The 14,962-nt window shown below is 64.2% G+C and carries 13 protein-coding genes and 1 tRNA gene; 13 read left to right on the top strand and 1 reads right to left on the bottom strand.

Annotated elements, in window-relative coordinates; translation table 11 throughout:
• The first annotated feature begins 46 nt into the window (after positions 1 to 46).
• The 9 genes from infC to KKQ75_RS03805 all read left to right on the top strand — a co-directional run bounded on the left by infC (position 47) and on the right by KKQ75_RS03805 (position 7,241).
• On the top strand, positions 47 to 652 hold the full coding sequence (gene infC / locus KKQ75_RS03845) for a translation initiation factor IF-3 (protein WP_213362663.1): 606 nt from the start codon (positions 47 to 49) through the stop codon (positions 650 to 652).
• Positions 653 to 805: 153 nt separating this feature from the next.
• A complete protein-coding gene (gene rpmI / locus KKQ75_RS03840; protein WP_091815223.1) occupies positions 806 to 1,009 on the top strand; it encodes a 50S ribosomal protein L35 in 204 nt (67 codons plus the stop codon).
• A 26-nt stretch (positions 1,010 to 1,035) separates the two neighbouring features.
• Complete coding sequence (gene rplT, locus KKQ75_RS03835; RefSeq protein WP_091815225.1) at positions 1,036 to 1,395, top strand: 50S ribosomal protein L20; 360 nt, start codon at positions 1,036 to 1,038, stop codon at positions 1,393 to 1,395.
• Positions 1,396 to 1,681: 286 nt separating this feature from the next.
• Complete coding sequence (pheS, locus tag KKQ75_RS03830) at positions 1,682 to 2,734, top strand: phenylalanine--tRNA ligase subunit alpha (RefSeq protein WP_213360439.1); 1,053 nt, start codon at positions 1,682 to 1,684, stop codon at positions 2,732 to 2,734.
• 75 nt (positions 2,735 to 2,809) lie between these two features.
• Positions 2,810 to 5,236 carry a phenylalanine--tRNA ligase subunit beta gene (pheT, locus tag KKQ75_RS03825; protein WP_213360436.1) on the top strand — a complete coding sequence of 809 codons (2,427 nt, stop codon included), beginning with the start codon at positions 2,810 to 2,812 and terminating at the stop codon, positions 5,234 to 5,236.
• Positions 5,237 to 5,285: 49 nt separating this feature from the next.
• A complete protein-coding gene (locus tag KKQ75_RS03820) occupies positions 5,286 to 5,621 on the top strand; it encodes an integration host factor subunit alpha (protein ID WP_213360435.1) in 336 nt (111 codons plus the stop codon).
• Between the two features lie 304 nt (positions 5,622 to 5,925).
• Complete coding sequence (locus tag KKQ75_RS03815) at positions 5,926 to 6,393, top strand: MerR family transcriptional regulator (protein ID WP_213360433.1); 468 nt, start codon at positions 5,926 to 5,928, stop codon at positions 6,391 to 6,393.
• 103 nt (positions 6,394 to 6,496) lie between these two features.
• Positions 6,497 to 6,573: transfer RNA gene (locus KKQ75_RS03810), tRNA-Pro, on the top strand.
• 398 nt (positions 6,574 to 6,971) lie between these two features.
• The gene (locus tag KKQ75_RS03805) at positions 6,972 to 7,241 is read left to right on the top strand and encodes an Ohr family peroxiredoxin (RefSeq protein ID WP_434087717.1); all 270 of its coding nucleotides are present in this window, start codon (positions 6,972 to 6,974) and stop codon (positions 7,239 to 7,241) included.
• A gap of 69 nt (positions 7,242 to 7,310) precedes the next feature.
• Here the strand turns inward: KKQ75_RS03805 and KKQ75_RS03800 are convergent, their stop codons facing one another.
• Positions 7,311 to 8,690 (bottom strand): L-serine ammonia-lyase, encoded by a 1,380-nt coding sequence (locus KKQ75_RS03800; protein ID WP_213360431.1) that lies wholly within the window; start codon positions 8,688 to 8,690, stop codon positions 7,311 to 7,313.
• 240 nt (positions 8,691 to 8,930) lie between these two features.
• Here KKQ75_RS03800 and KKQ75_RS03795 point away from each other — a divergent pair, with 240 nt between their 5' ends.
• Genes KKQ75_RS03795 through KKQ75_RS03780 form a run of 4 tightly spaced genes read left to right on the top strand, consistent with a single transcriptional unit; the run spans position 8,931 to position 14,766 of the window.
• Complete coding sequence (locus KKQ75_RS03795) at positions 8,931 to 9,431, top strand: 3'-5' exoribonuclease (RefSeq protein ID WP_213360429.1); 501 nt, start codon at positions 8,931 to 8,933, stop codon at positions 9,429 to 9,431.
• Between the two features lie 60 nt (positions 9,432 to 9,491).
• On the top strand, positions 9,492 to 10,301 hold the full coding sequence (imuA, locus tag KKQ75_RS03790; RefSeq protein ID WP_213360428.1) for a translesion DNA synthesis-associated protein ImuA: 810 nt from the start codon (positions 9,492 to 9,494) through the stop codon (positions 10,299 to 10,301).
• Positions 10,255 to 11,571, top strand: a complete 1,317-nt coding sequence (locus tag KKQ75_RS03785) for a Y-family DNA polymerase (protein ID WP_213360425.1) — start codon at positions 10,255 to 10,257, stop codon at positions 11,569 to 11,571. Before imuA ends, KKQ75_RS03785 begins: the two co-directional genes overlap by 47 nt.
• A 9-nt stretch (positions 11,572 to 11,580) precedes the next feature.
• Complete coding sequence (locus KKQ75_RS03780; RefSeq protein ID WP_213360422.1) at positions 11,581 to 14,766, top strand: error-prone DNA polymerase; 3,186 nt, start codon at positions 11,581 to 11,583, stop codon at positions 14,764 to 14,766.
• Positions 14,767 to 14,962: the final 196 nt, after the last annotated feature.

The raw sequence follows: 14,962 nt of genomic DNA, 5'->3' as shown, positions 1-14,962 counted from the left end.
TGAAAGGCCAGCCGCCTTTCTGGCGTACTGAGACAACGTTGAAAGGATATTTACCATAGCTACCGAATACCGTGATCGCCGTCACCGTGAAGAGCGCAAGCATCGCCTGAACCGTGAAATCAATGCCCCCGAAGTACGTCTGTCGGGCCCCGACAACGAGCCGCTGGGCATCGTCAGCATCCAGGAAGCCCTGCGCATGGCCGGTGACCTGGACGTGGATCTGGTCGAGATTGCCGCCATGGCCAATCCCCCGGTCTGCCGCCTGATGGACTACGGCAAGTTCAAGTACCAGGAGCAGAAGAAGGCAGCCGAGGCCAAGGCCAAGCAGAAGGTCATCGAGGTCAAGGAAATCAAGTTCCGCCCCGGCACCGACGACGGCGATTACAACATCAAGATGCGCAACATCCGCCGCTTCCTGGAAGACGGCGACAAGTGTAAAATCACGCTCCGTTTCCGCGGCCGCGAGATCACGCACCAGGAGATCGGCATGGCCCTGCTCCAGCGCATCCGCGACGAACTGGGTGATGCCATCACGGTCGAGTCCTTCCCCAAGCTGGAAGGCCGCCAGATGATCATGATGATCGCCCCCGGCCGCAAGAAGCCGACTGCCACAGCCAAGCCGGCTGCACCGGCTGAAGAAGCCAAGCAGTAAATTCTGCAAGAGGTTCGAGGGCAGGACGCGCAAGCGCCCTGCCTTCAGCACTGCCCGGGCATTCGTGCCGGGGCACAACAAGTGGCTCGGGGCCAGCAAGAGGATGCCAAGGTGGCATTCCGCCTCACGAGCACAACAAATAGGAGCATTCCAATGCCCAAGATGAAGACCAAGAGCAGCGCGAAAAAACGTTTCCGCGTTCGTCCCGGTGGCAGCGTCAAGCGTGGCCAGGCTTTCAAGCGCCACATCCTGACCAAGAAAACCACCAAGAACAAGCGCCACCTGCGCGGTGCAGTGAACGTGCATGAGACCAACATGGGTCACATGGCACAGATGCTGCCCAAGCAAGGCCTGTAATCAACCGACGAACAAGGAGATAGATAATGCCTCGCGTCAAACGTGGTGTAACGGCACGTGCCCGTCACAAGAAAGTTCTCGCCCTTGCAAAAGGTTTCCGTGGTCGTCGTGGTAACGTCTACCGCGTAGCCAAACAGGCCGTCATGAAGGCTGGCCAGTATGCCTACCGTGACCGCCGTACCAAGAAGCGCGTGTTCCGCCAGCTGTGGATCGCGCGTATCAACGCCGCAGCCCGTGCCAATGGCCTGACTTACAGCCAGTTCATCAATGGTCTGAACAAGGCTGCCATCGGTCTGGACCGCAAGGTGCTGGCCGACATCGCCGTGCATGACGAAGCCGCTTTCGCAGCCATCGTCAACCAGGTCAAAGCCAAGCTGGCCGCCTGATTGCACGAGGAACCCTGCCAGTCACTGTTGCCTCAACACGACCAACAGGGTTCCGAGCCAAGAAACAAGGGCTGGTTCTGCAAAGTGCCAGCCCTTTTTCTTTAGACTTGTCCGGATGGCATCCGCCAGTGCAGCGCCCTCCCCGGTTGCCGTGCTGACGCATGCCTCCCTGATCCGGCAGCCCGGTCTGCCGGTGGGGCGACAGCGCTGCTGTCCGCCCCTTGTTGTTGAACCGCCGGCAGATGCCCGACGCCTGCCAGCGCCCTTTTTTCTCCTGATTGCCACCATGAACGACCTGGACGCCATTGTTGCCAGCGCGCAGCAGAGTTTTGCCGAAGCCGCCACCCCGAACGACCTGGAAAACGCCAAGGCGCGCTTCCTGGGCAAGGCCGGCCAGATCACCGAGCTGATGAAGGGCATGGCCAAGCTGTCGGTGGAAGAAAAGAAGACCCGCGGCGCCGCCATCAACCAGGCCAAGCAGGCGATCGAGGCTGCGCTGACGGCGCGCCGCAACGCGCTGGCCGAAGCCGAGCTGCAGGCGCAGCTGCAGGCCGAGGCGCTGGATGTAACGCTGCCCGGCCGCACGCGCGGCGCTGGCGGTCTGCACCCGGTCACGCTCACGCTGGAGCGCATCGAGTCGATCTTCGGTTCCATGGGCTTTGAAGTGGCACGCGGCCCCGAGATCGAGTCCGACTGGTTCAACTTCACCGCGCTGAACACGCCCGAAGACCATCCGGCGCGCTCCATGCACGACACCTTCTATGTGGAAGGCGGCAGCGAGAAGGCTCCCAACCTGCTGCGCACGCACACCAGCCCGATGCAGATCCGCCATGCGGTGCAGCACGTGAAGCGTCACCGCGGCCTGATCGATGCCGGCCAGACCATGCCCGAGATCCGCGTCATCGCCCCGGGCCGCACCTACCGCGTGGACAGCGATGCGACGCACTCGCCCATGTTCCACCAGTGCGAAGGCCTGTGGATCGGCCAGAACATCAGCTTCAAGGACCTGAAGGTGGTGTTTACCGACTTCTGCCGCACCTTCTTCGAGAGCGATGACCTGGTGCTGCGCTTCCGCCCGAGCTTCTTTCCGTTCACCGAGCCGAGCGCCGAAATCGACATCCAGTTCCAGAGCGGCCCGCTGGCCGGCAAATGGCTGGAAGTGGCCGGCAGCGGCCAGACGCATCCCAACGTGGTGCGCAACATGGGGCTGGACCCCGAGCAGTACATCGGCTTTGCCTTCGGCATGGGCCTGGACCGTTTCACCATGCTGCGTTATGGCGTGAACGACCTGCGCCTGTTCTTCGACGGCGACGTGCGCTTCCTCAGCCAGTTCCGCTGATCGGCTGCCGGCGCCCGTGGGCGCCGCCCTGCCAAGCCCCGTTGTCCGACCGTCCCCGCATTTTCCGAGAGCATCATGCAATTTCCCGAATCCTGGCTCCGCAGTTTCTGCAATCCTTCGCTCACCACCCAGCAACTGGCCGATACCCTGACCATGGCCGGCCTGGAAGTGGAAGAGCTGTCGCCCGTCGCTCCGCCCTTCTCCTCCATCGTGGTGGGCGAGATCAAGGAGGCCGAGCAGCATCCCGACGCCGACCGCCTGCGCGTGTGCAAGGTGGATGTAGGTCAGCCGGAGCTGCTGCCAATCGTCTGCGGTGCGCCCAATGCCCGCGTCGGCATCCGCGTGCCCTGCGCGCTGGTTGGCGCCGAGCTGCCTCCGGGCGAGGATGGCAAGCCGTTCAAGATCAAGGTGGGCAAACTGCGTGGTGTGGAGAGCTACGGCATGCTGTGCTCGGCACGCGAACTGGGCCTGTCGGAAGACCACGGCGGCCTGCTGGAACTGGCGGCTGATGCCCCGGTCGGCCAGAACATCCGCGAGCATCTGGATCTGGACGACACCCTGTTCACGCTCAAGCTCACGCCCAACCTGGCGCACTGCCTGAGCGTGTATGGCGTGGCGCGCGAAGTGTCTGCCCTGACCGGCGCGCCGCTGCAGGCTCTGCCCGAAGCGCAGGTACCGGTCACCGCCAGCGAGCAGGTGAAGGTGGAAGTGCAGGCGCCGGATCTGTGCGGGCGCTTCAGCGGCCGCGTGATCACCGGCGTGAATACCGATGCCCAGACGCCTGCCTGGATGGTGGATCGCCTGGCGCGTTGCGGCCAGCGCAGCGTCTCGGCGCTGGTGGACATCTCCAACTACGTGATGTTCGAGCTGGGCCAGCCCTCGCACATCTTCGATGCCGACAAGATTGCCGGTTCCCAGCTGCAGGTGCGCTGGGGCAAGCCCGGCGAACAGCTCAAGCTGCTCAACGGCAACACCGTGACCCTGGACGAGACGGTCGGGGTGATCGCCGATACCAAGGAAGTCGAATCGCTGGCCGGCATCATGGGCGGCGATGCCACTTCGGTGAGCGACGACACCAAGAACGTGTACGTGGAGGTCGCCTTCTGGTGGCCCAAGGCGATTGCCGGCCGCTCGCGCCGCTACAACTTCAGCACCGATGCCGGCCACCGCTACGAGCGCGGCGTCGATCCGGCGCGCACCGCACAGGTGGTAGAGCGCATCAGCCAGCTCATTCTGGAGATCTGTGGCGGCCAGGCCGGCCCGGCCAGCGATGTGCAGCCCAATATGCCGCAGCCGCAACCGGTGACGCTGCGCGTGGAACGCGCCTGCAAGGTGATCGGCATGCCGGTGACCGAGGAGCAGTGCCTGAACGCCCTGCGCGGTCTGGGCCTGCCGGCCACGGCTCAGAATGGCGTGATCACCGTCACGCCGCCGACCTACCGCTTCGACCTGCAACTGGAAGAGGACCTGATCGAGGAAGTGATCCGCGTGATCGGCTACGAGAAGCTGCCGACCACGCCGCCGCAGGCGCCCATCACGCCCAAATTGCGCCGCGAGACCGAGCGCAACCCCTATGCCGTGCGCCGCCAACTGGCCGGCCTGGGCTATCAGGAAACCATCAACTACAGCTTCGTGGAAGAACGCTGGGAGAACGAGCTGGCGGGCAACGCCAACCCGATCAGGCTGATGAACCCGATCGCCAGCCAGATGAGCGTGATGCGCTCCTCGCTGATCGGTTCGCTGCTGAACGTGGTGAAGTTCAATCTGGACCGCAAGGCCAGCCGCGTGCGGGTGTTCGAGGTGGGCGCGGTGTTCCTGCGTGACGACTCTGTGGTGGAGAGCGACAGCAGCGTGGCCGGCTTTGCCCAGCCCACGCGCGTGGCCGGCATGGCTTACGGGCCGGTGCAGGCGCTGCAGTGGAGCAGCAAGGACAGCGCGGTCGATTTCTACGATGTGAAGGGCGATGTGGAAGCGCTGCTGGCTCCGCTGCGCGCCACCTTCGAGCCGGCCGAGCACCCTGCCCTGCATCCGGGCCGTTGCGCACGCGTGCTGGTCGATGGCAAGGCGATCGGCTTTGTCGGCGAGCTGCATCCGCGCTGGCGCCAGGCCTATGATCTGCCGCAGGCGCCGGTGGTGTTCGAGCTGGACTGGGATGCCGTGCTGCAGCGCCCGCTGCCGAAGTTTGCGTCCGTCTCCAAGTACCAGGCCGCCGAGCGCGACATTGCCGTGATCGTGAAGGAATCGGTGACGCACGACGCGCTGGTGGCTGCCGCCATGGCGGCGCCCACAAACGGCACGTTGCGCAGCGCCGTGGTGTTCGACGTGTTCCGCGCCGGCAAGAACAGCCAGGCCGACTGGCTGGCCGCCGGCGAAAAGAGCGTGGCGATCCGCCTGCAGTTCCTGAACGAGGCGGCCGCGCATACCGACGAATCGCTGGAAAGCGCGCGCCAGGCGGTGCTGCAGCAACTCGCAAGCAGCGTCGGCGCCCGCCTGCGCGGCTAAGTTGGCGTAATTTCTGCGAGAATCACCGGAACTGAATCAAACGACTGTCATGGAAATCGCACTCGACTCCCTCGAAACCCCGACGCTGACCAAGGCCCAGCTGGCCGAAAAGCTGTTCGACAACATCGGCCTGAACAAGCGCGAGGCCAAGGACATGGTCGACGCCTTTTTCGACCTGATCGCGCAGGAACTGGTCAAGGGCAATGACGTGAAAATCTCCGGCTTTGGCAACTTCCAGCTGCGCGCCAAATCGCCACGGCCGGGACGCAACCCGCGCACGGGCGAGCTGATCTCGATCGAGGCACGCCGGGTGGTGACTTTTCATGCCAGCCACAAGCTCAAGGCGATTGTGCAGGGCGATGAAGGGGCTGGCGACGAGGAATAATTTTCCGTTAATGGAAATTTCTCTTTCAGGGGCCGCGGTTGCGGTCCTTTTTTCATGTATTTTCTCAACTAGCTCCAGGCGTGTATGCGGGGTGAGTTCAGGAATTACTTGAAGTATGGGGAAGTGAGGAGGCGCTGATGCGTGCACTGCACGCTGGTGACTTGCATCGTCAGTCTTTTTGAAAAATCCCTGCAGAATCATCCTCTAAGCGGACTTTTTGAAACCCTACCTTCACAAACAGGCGCAACTTTAGGCTATGCTATCGGTTTGCAGCGCCTTGCTTGCTGCGTGCATTGTTGTTGCCATGAGCACCCTCACTCCGAATCTTCCCGCCATTCCTGCCAAACGCTACTTCACCATCGGCGAAGTCGCAGAACTCTGCGGTGTCAAGCCGCATGTGCTGCGTTACTGGGAGCAGGAATTTACCCAGCTCAACCCCATGAAGCGCCGCGGCAACCGCCGCTACTACCAGCACCACGAGGTGCTGATGGTGCGCCGCATCCGCGATCTTCTGTATGAGCAGGGTTTCACCATCAGCGGCGCGCGGCATCAGCTGGAGATGAGCAAGGGCAAGGCGGCGGCTTCTGCTGCGGCCGAGGTGAATGGAACGAATGGGGCTGCAGTTGCCGGTGTGGCGGCCGGGGCTGCTGCGATTGACGCCGCAGGAGTGGCTGGGGGCGATGGCATCCCGGCGAACACCGGGTCTGAACCGATTGCGGATGTGGCCAGCCTGCGCCGTGAGCTGGAGGCGATCCTGTCGTTTCTGGCTTGAAGCTGGGCGAGCTGGAGGCGTCTGGCGCCCTGCCCGAACGCTGCTGCAGAAAATTTTCTGCATCTTTTCAAAACCTCAAAAATCAGCATATAATTGATGTTCTCGGCGTGTGGCGCAGCCTGGTAGCGCACTTGCATGGGGTGCAAGGGGTCGCGAGTTCGAATCCCGCCACGCCGACCATAATCAACGGACTACGGTTAACACCGTAGTCCGTTTTTCTTTTGCGCACCATCAGCAAACACCTTTCACAGGCAGGGATTTGTCGTTGCCGTTTTAGACGACCGGTCTATTCAATTTATGATTTCCATTCTCATTACTTGCGGTGTCATGGAAAAGCTGGAAATTTGCCATGCCTCCGAACGATGAAAAGTCAACCAATGGCAGGGCATGGCCGATAACGGCAGCTGCTGCCCCACTCTTGCATAACAGGAAATCTTCATGAAAATCTTCTACAAGACTCGTGCTACCTCCATCGGGGGACGTTCCGGCCGCACTGCGCTGGACGACGGCAGTCTGGCGCTGGATCGGCCGTTCCGGGCTCGGGGAAAGCCGGCGCCAATCCCGAGCAGCTGTTTGCGATGGGCTATGCGGCCTGCTTCGACAATGCCCTGCCGGTTGCTGCCAAGCAATTGAAGCTGGAGCCCAGGAGCACGTGGACTTCGGTGGAGGTCGGCATCGGACAAACGGCCAGTGGCGGTTATGCCCTGGATGTGGACCTGTATGTCCATGTTGAGGGTCTGCCAGAGGCAGAGGCTCGCAAGCTGGTGGAAGCCACGCATCAGGTTTGCCCCTACTCCAACGCAACGCGCGGCAATATCGATGTGCGGCTGCATGTCTCGACCACGTAAGCCGTAACCAGGGCGACCTGGCCCTGTTCGAGCAAGAAACTGCGTACCGTCAGCGCAGACCTGCCTGCTTCAGCATTCGGCATAGGCCACGGCCAGCCCGCCCCGCGACGTTTCCTTGTACTTGTCCAGCATGTCGCGCCCGGTATCGCGCATGGTGCGGATGGCTGTGTCGAGGCTGACCTTGTGCCTGCCATCACCCGACAGCGCAAGCTGAGCGGCGTTGATGGCCTTGATGGCGCCCATGGCGTTGCGCTCGATGCAGGGCACCTGCACCAGGCCGCCCACGGGATCGCAAGTAAGGCCTAGGTTGTGTTCCAGGCCGATTTCGGCGGCGTTTTCGACTTGTTCCGGCGTGCCTCCCAACACCTGGGTGAGGCCTGCCGCAGCCATGGCGCAGGCAGAGCCGACTTCGCCCTGACAGCCGACTTCCGCCCCCGAAATGGAAGCATTGCGCTTGAGCAGCACCCCGATGGCAGTGGCGGCAAGCAGGAAGTCGACCACGTCGTCGTCATTGGCGCCGCGCTGGAAATCCATGAAGTAGTGCAGTACCGCCGGGATGATGCCTGCGGCGCCGTTGGTGGGCGCGGTGACGACGCGGCCACCCGCGGCATTTTCCTCGTTGACGGCCAGAGCGTAGAGGTTGACCCAGTCCATGGCGGAGAAGGTCTGGGTGATGAGGTTGGGCAGCGCGTCACGCGCGTGGAGGCGGCGGTACATGCCGGGGGCGCGGCGTTCCACGTCGAGACCGCCTGGGAGCGTCCCTTCCTGACGCAGGCCGCGGCTGACGCAGGCGCGCATGGTGGCCCAGATGTCGAGCAAGGCGGCGCGGGTTTCGGCTTCGGGGCGCCAGGTGCGCTCGTTGCGCAGCACCAGGTCGGCCAGGCGCAGATTGTGCTGGCGGCAGAGTGTGAGCATCTGTTCGGCATCGTCGAAAGGCAGTTCGACTTCCTCGCGCGGGGCGCCGGTCTGGCCTTCGACGGCCTGGGCTTCATCGATGACGAAGCCGCCGCCGATGGAGTAGTAAGTGTTTTCGTAAACGGTCTGCCCCTCCTGCCCGAATGCGGTCAGGCGCATGGCGTTGGGATGGCGCGGCAGGCTGACGGGCTGGAACTGCAGGTCGCGCTGCCAGTCAAAGGCAATGGGGTGGGCGCCTGCCAGGGGCAGGCTGACGTCCAGCTGCACGGCATCCACGGCCTGGGTCATCTGGTCGGGATCAGCCTGGTCGGGTTGCTGACCCATCAGGCCGGCGATGATGGCACGGTCAGTGCCGTGGCCGACGCCGGTGGCCGAGAGCGAGCCGTAGAGCCTGATCTGCACACGCTGCACGGCAGACAGCAGGCCGGCCTCCTGCAGATGGCGGGCGAAATTGCAGGCCGCCCGCATGGGGCCGACGGTGTGGGAGCTGGAGGGGCCGATGCCGATCTTGAACAGGTCGAGCGCGCTGATCATGGATGCCTGAAAATGCGGTAATGATGATGGGACGGCATCTTGGGGTATTGTCGTCGGCAAGGCAAACTGGCGCGGCTTTGCCCCTGCAGGTGCGAGTAAATCCATCGGTGTGATTGCTGCGCGCCGCACGGCTACTTGCGTATGTGGCGGCGCTGCCGGATGATGGCAGATTAAGCCAAGCAGACGGAGGGTAAGTCCCAAGCAAGGCTGGCGGCTCGTCATTCCCAATCAGGAAGATTCATGCGTGTTTTTCTCGATACCGAATTCACCAATTTCAATCTGCCCGAGCTGATCAGCCTGGGGCTGGTGACGGAAGACGGGCGGGAGTTCTATGCCGAGCGCACCGATTTTTCGCGCGAGGCGTGCAGCGCGTTTGTGCATGCGCATGTGCTGCCCTTGCTGGGGCGCGTGCCGGGGGCAGCCTGCGATGCCGGAACGCTCGGGGAGCGGCTGCATGGCTGGCTGGAGGCGCTGGGCGAGCCGGTGTGCATGGTGTATGACTATGCGGATGACTGGCTGCTGCTGACGCAAACGCTGATCTCCGAGGAGCGGCTGCGTTTGCCCACGACGCTGCAATCGCGCGAGTTTGTGTGGGCAGATACGCTGCACCATCCGGCGTTTCGGGAGGCACATGCGGCGGTGTATTCGCTGGAATGGATGCCGCACCATGCGCTGGCGGATGCGCGCAGTCTGCGGGCGGGGGTGCTGGCCTGGGAGGCGGTGGCACGGAAGTCGCGCTAGTGGTTTTTTGTGGGTTGAAAATGCTTGATTACTGTATTTTTATACAGTATATTTGCAGGCATGAATGCTCCCTCTCTCCAGCAGGCTGCGCTTGCAACGCCGCCGCCTTTGCCCTCTTCCCGGCCATCTGCTGATCGCCTGGCTGCGGCATTGCCGGCGTCGGTCTGGCGCGCTTCGGAACTGGGGACTGCGCCGGCACCGGTGCGTGCTTCGGGCTGGGCGGAGCTGGATGCCGAGTTGCCGGGAGGTGGCTGGCCGTGCCAGGCGCTGACGGAGATTTTGCTGCCGTGCACTGCCAGCTGTGAATGGCGCTTGACTGGCCCTGCCCTGCGTACCGTGGCGGCCAATCATGGGCCGATTGTGCTGATCGGTCCGCCGGTTCCGCCGCATGTGCCGGGCCTGATGCACGCGGGTGTAGGGGCGCGGGATCTGGTGTGGATCCAGGCCGAGAAGGTAGCGGAGCGGCTGTGGGCGGCAGAGCAGCTGATCCGCGCCAATGCGGCGGCTGCGGTGCTGGCCTGGGTGCCGCAGGCCCGGTCGGAACAGATCCGGCGACTGCAGATCAGCGCCTTGCGCTGCGAGGGGCTGGTGTTTGTGTTCCGGCCCGATTCGGTGTGCCAGCAGGCGTCTGCGGCGCCCTTGCGCCTGCGTGTGGCGCCAAGAGCTGGCTGGGCCCTGGAGGTGCAGATTCTCAAGCGGCGCGGCGCCTTGCATGAGGATGCCATCCTGCTGCCTTCGGTGCCGGGCGGGCTGGCAGAGGTGTTGCCGCCGCGCCTGCTCCAGCCGGGTTTGCCCCTGCCTGTTCCTGCTGTCGAGGTGTCCCATGTTGTGGGCCGCGCTGCTGTCCGATCCGTCTCCGTCGTGCATTGAGGGACTGGTGGTGTGGGGCCTGCAGTTCACGCCGCGGGTGGCCATCGTCCGTTCGGAGCTAGGCTTTGCGCCAGCCGTGCTGATGGAGCTGGAAAGCAGCGTGCGCCTGTTTGGCGGGCGGCGCCGGCTGGCGGCAAGAATGCGAAGCGAAAGCGCCGAATTGGGCGCAACGGCGCTGAGCTGGGCGACGACCGGGCTGGGGGCACTGGCCCTGGCACGAGGCGGTGTGCGGCATGGTTTTGGTGCACCGCTGGCGCAGTGTCTGGATGCCCTGCCCTTGTCCAGCCTGGATGCCGTGCATCAGGAAGCTGCCACGCTGGCACGGCTGGGCTGCCGCACGCTGGGGCAGGTGCGCGTCCTGCCCCGCGCCGGCCTGGGGCGGCGCTTTGGTGCGGGCTTGCTGGAGGCTCTGGATCAGGCGTATGGCTTGCGTCCCGAAACGCCGGTGTGGGAGCAGTTGCCGGAGCGTTTCCATGGCCGGCTGGAACTGATGGCGCGGGTGGAAACCGCCCCCGCGCTGATGCATGGCGCGCGGCGCCTGTTGTTGCAGCTGTGCGGCTGGCTGGCGGCGCGCTGCTGTGGCGTGACGGTATTCACCCTGCGCTGGTGCCATGACGGCATGCGTTCGCGCCATGTGGAGGATGGCGGGGAGCTGACTATCCGCACGGCGCAGCCGACGCGACAGATCGGGCATCTGGGCCGGCTGCTGACCGAGCATTTGGCCAGGGTGGAGTTGCAGGCGCCGGTGGGCGAGCTGCACCTGCTGGCCGATGAAGTACAGCCTTTCGAGGAAACACCGGCTTCGCTGCTGCCCAATGAACGCCCGGATGACGAGCCGCTGCCCTTGGTGCTGGAGCGCATGGCGGCGCGATTGGGCAATGCGCGGGTGCTGCGTCCCGTGCTGTGCGAAGACCATCGGCCCGAATGGCAGGTGCAGTGGCAGCCGGCGCAAGAGGCGCTGCCCCGTGCTGGCGCCAGTTGGCAGGGCTTGCCGCAGCCGGGTTTTCTGCTGCCGCAGCCGGTGAAGCTGGGGATCAATGCTGCCGGCCAGCCGCTGTACCACGGCGCGCTGAAGCTGCTTTCGGGGCCGCATCGCATCGAGGGGGGCTGGTGGCACCGGGTGCAGGAGGCGGATGGCAGCCAGCATGCGGTAACGGCCGTGCGGGATTACTGGGTGGCGCAGAGTGAACAGGCGGGTGTGCTCTGGCTGTACCAGACGCGGCTGGCCCATGAGGGTACGGCCTGGTATCTGCATGGCTTCTTTGCCTGAGGAGCTGCCATGTCACGCCCTTTTGTGATTCCGGCTTATGCCGAACTCTGGTGCCTGAGCAATTTCAGCTTTCTGCGCGGGGCCAGCCATCCACGCGAACTGGTCGAGCGTGCGCAGCAGCTGGGCTACCAGGCGCTGGCGGTGACGGATGAGTGTTCGCTGGCGGGGGTGGTGCGTGCCCATGAAGCGGCCGGGGAAACGGGGCTGAAATTGCTGATCGGCGCGCAGTTCGAGGTGGAGCATGCGGCGCCCTTCACTCTGATCGTGCTGGCCTGCAACCTGGATGGCTATGGCAATCTGTGCGAGTTCATCACCGGCTTGCGCCGGCGGGCCGACAAGGGCAGCTACCGGCTGGAGCGGCACGAAATTGTGCCGAGAGCGCTGGATGATTGCGTGGTGCTGGCGGCGCCACGGCGTCCGGCTACGCCGGAGCAGTTGCAGGCTACGGCGCGCTGGCTGCTGGACGGCTTCAGCGGGCGCTGCTGGCTGGCCGTGCGGCTGTTGCGCGAACTCGGAGACGAACTGTGGCTGCACCAGATGCGCGAGGTTTCGGCGTTGACGGCGATTCCGCTGGTGGCGGCGGGCGATGTGCACATGCATGTGCGCTCGCGCAAGCCGCTGCAGGATGTGCTGACGGCCACACGCATCGGCAAGCCGCTCACGGCCTGCGGCTACGCCCTGCAGGGCAATGCCGAGCGGCATCTGCGTACGCGCTTGCGGCTGGCGCAGACCTATCCCGCGGACTTGCTGGCGGAGACCTTGCGGGTGGCCGACCGCTGCAATTTCAGTCTGGAGGAGTTGCGCTACCAGTATCCGGACGAGGTGGTTCCTGCGGGCGAAACGCCAGCGTCCTACCTGCGCCGCATCACCTACGAAGGGGCCAGCCTGCGCTGGCCGGGCGGCATCAGCGCCAAGGTGCGCGGCCTGATCGAGCATGAACTGGCGCTGATCTCGGAACTGGGATACGAACACTATTTTCTCACCGTGTTCGACATCGTGCAGTTTGCGCGCAGCGAGCGCATCCTGTGCCAGGGGCGCGGCTCGGCAGCCAATTCTGCGGTGTGCTATTGCCTGCACGTGACGGAGGTGGATCCAGATCGCAGCACGCTGCTGTTCGAGCGTTTCATGAGCAAGGAGCGCAATGAGCCGCCGGATATCGACGTCGATTTCGAGCACGAGCGGCGCGAGGAGGTGATCCAGTACCTGTACCAGAAATACGGCCGCCATCGCGCCGGACTGACGGCGACCGTGATCAGCTACCGTTCCAAATCGGCCATGCGTGATGTGGGCAAGGCGCTGGGCTTCGCTGCAGCGGTGGTGGACGCACTGGCCCAGGACCACCACTGGTGGGATGGCAGTGGCGTGCAGCCGGAGGCGCTGCAGCGGCTGGGCTTGTCGGCAGACGATCTGGCGGTGCGCCAGCTGGTGCAGCTGACGCGCACGCTGATGGGTTTTCCGCGCCATCTGTCGCAGCATGTGGGCGGCTTTGTGCTGACCAAGGGTGCCTTGTCGCGCATGGTGCCTATCGAGAATGCCGCCATGCAGGACCGCACGGTGATCGAGTGGGACAAGGACGATCTGGATGTGCTGGGGCTGCTCAAGGTGGACGTGCTGGCCCTGGGCATGCTCACGGCACTGCGCAAGATGCTGGATCTGGTCAGCCGGCGCAAGGGGGTGGAGTTCCGGATGCAGGATATTCCGCCGGAAGACCCGGCCACCTACGCCATGATCAGCAGGGCCGACACTATTGGCGTGTTCCAGATCGAGAGCCGGGCGCAGATGAGCATGCTGCCGCGCTTGCAGCCGAAGTGCTTCTACGATCTGGTGATTGAAGTGGCGATCGTGCGGCCGGGGCCGATTCAGGGGGGCATGGTGCATCCTTATCTGCGGCGCCGCCAGGGACTGGAGCAAGTGAGCTATCCCAGCGAAGCCCTGCAAGAAGTGCTGAAGCGCACGCTCGGTGTGCCGATTTTTCAGGAACAGGTGATGCAGATTGCCATGGTGGCGGCCGGTTTCAGCGCCGGGGAAGCCGATGGCCTGCGCCGCTCCATGGCGGCCTGGCGGCGCAAGGGGGGCATGGAGAAGTACTACCGGAAGATCGTGGATGGCATGCTCGAGCGCGGCTATGAGCGTGCGTTTGCCGAGTCGATCTTCGAGCAGATCAAGGGGTTTTCCGAGTACGGCTTTCCGGAAAGCCATTCGGCCAGTTTTGCCCTGTTGGTATATGCCAGCAGCTGGCTCAAGTGCCACTATCCTGCCGAATTTCTGGCGGCCCTGATCAACAGCCAGCCGCTGGGCTTCTATACGCCCAGCCAGCTGGTGCAGGATGCGCGCCGGCATGGGGTGGAGGTGCGGCCGGTGGATGTGGTGCACAGTGCAGTGGATTGCACGCTGGAAGAGCCGCTGCCTTCGCTAGATGCTCCTGCGGCACGCGGGATCGAACCAGACCGCACTCGGTTTCCCGGGATGCAGCAGGACCACGCATCCCCTCCCCCCGTCCGCCTGGGCCTGCGCCTGATCGACAAGCTCCCGCGCGCCGCAGCCTTGCGGATTGTGGCGGAGCGCGAACGCGCCCCACTCCGCAGCGCCGAGGACCTGGCTCGCCGCTGCGGGCTGGACCACACCGCCATGAAGCTGCTCGCCGCCGCCGACGCCCTGAGGAGCCTGAGCGGCCATCGTCGCAACCAGGTGTGGGAAGCGGCCGGCCTGCATGCCATGCCGCGCCTGCTGCGCGAGGCGCCCGTCAACGAGGCGCAATTCGAACTGCCCGCCGCCCCCGAAGGCGAGGAAGTGCTGTGGGACTACGCCGCCACCGGTCTCACCCTGCGCCGCCATCCGCTGGCCCTGCTGCGCCCGCAACTGGCACGGCGGCGCCTGCTGACCAGTGCGCAACTGGCGCAGCAGCCGGACGGTGCACTGGTGCGCCATGCCGGCATCATCACCCTGCGCCAGCAGCCGCAGACGGCCAAGGGCACGGTGTTCGTCACGCTGGAGGACGAAATAGGGGTGGTGCAAGTCATCTGCTGGAAAGGTGTGCGCGATGCGCAGCGTTCCGTGCTGCTGCATGCGCGCCTGATGGCTGTGTACGGGCGCTGGCAGCGCGAAGGCCAGGTCACCAACCTGATCGCCTTCCAACTGACCGACCTGACCCCGCTGCTCGGGCGCCTGCCCACGGAAAGCCGGGATTTTCATTGAGCCCCTGCTTGACCCCCATCAAGCAAACCCGCAACAGCAGTACCGTCAAGAACAAAATCCGAGAAGATTACTCAACTTTTATCTAAACTTCATCCTTGATGGCATTCCCCCGATGGCATTTGCCTTGCTGAAGCCGCACGCAAAACCCGCCTCGACATTGCCCTGTTGCTACCGACACGCAAGATCAGGAGTACTT

Origin of the sequence: Brachymonas denitrificans, from assembly GCF_907163135.1 — a bacterium.
GTDB classification, from domain to species: Bacteria; Pseudomonadota; Gammaproteobacteria; order Burkholderiales; family Burkholderiaceae_C; genus Brachymonas; species Brachymonas denitrificans_A.
The sequence above is the reverse complement of the archived record's forward strand: the minus strand, read 5'-3'. Positions and strand labels throughout refer to the sequence as shown.

What these genes read in the sequence shown, in the direction of transcription:
- rpmI (WP_091815223.1), top strand. Translation starts at nt 806, where the DNA reads ATGCCCAAGATGAAGACCAAGAGCAGCGCGAAAAAACGTTTCCGCGTT.
- rplT (WP_091815225.1), top strand. Translation starts at nt 1,036, where the DNA reads ATGCCTCGCGTCAAACGTGGTGTAACGGCACGTGCCCGTCACAAGAAA.
- pheS (WP_213360439.1), top strand. Translation starts at nt 1,682, where the DNA reads ATGAACGACCTGGACGCCATTGTTGCCAGCGCGCAGCAGAGTTTTGCC.
- pheT (WP_213360436.1), top strand. Translation starts at nt 2,810, where the DNA reads ATGCAATTTCCCGAATCCTGGCTCCGCAGTTTCTGCAATCCTTCGCTC.
- KKQ75_RS03820 (WP_213360435.1), top strand. Translation starts at nt 5,286, where the DNA reads ATGGAAATCGCACTCGACTCCCTCGAAACCCCGACGCTGACCAAGGCC.
- KKQ75_RS03815 (WP_213360433.1), top strand. Translation starts at nt 5,926, where the DNA reads ATGAGCACCCTCACTCCGAATCTTCCCGCCATTCCTGCCAAACGCTAC.
- KKQ75_RS03805 (WP_434087717.1), top strand. Translation starts at nt 6,972, where the DNA reads ATGGGCTATGCGGCCTGCTTCGACAATGCCCTGCCGGTTGCTGCCAAG.
- KKQ75_RS03800 (WP_213360431.1), bottom strand. Translation starts at nt 8,690, where the DNA reads ATGATCAGCGCGCTCGACCTGTTCAAGATCGGCATCGGCCCCTCCAGC.
- KKQ75_RS03795 (WP_213360429.1), top strand. Translation starts at nt 8,931, where the DNA reads ATGCGTGTTTTTCTCGATACCGAATTCACCAATTTCAATCTGCCCGAG.
- imuA (WP_213360428.1), top strand. Translation starts at nt 9,492, where the DNA reads ATGAATGCTCCCTCTCTCCAGCAGGCTGCGCTTGCAACGCCGCCGCCT.
- KKQ75_RS03785 (WP_213360425.1), top strand. Translation starts at nt 10,255, where the DNA reads ATGTTGTGGGCCGCGCTGCTGTCCGATCCGTCTCCGTCGTGCATTGAG.
- KKQ75_RS03780 (WP_213360422.1), top strand. Translation starts at nt 11,581, where the DNA reads ATGTCACGCCCTTTTGTGATTCCGGCTTATGCCGAACTCTGGTGCCTG.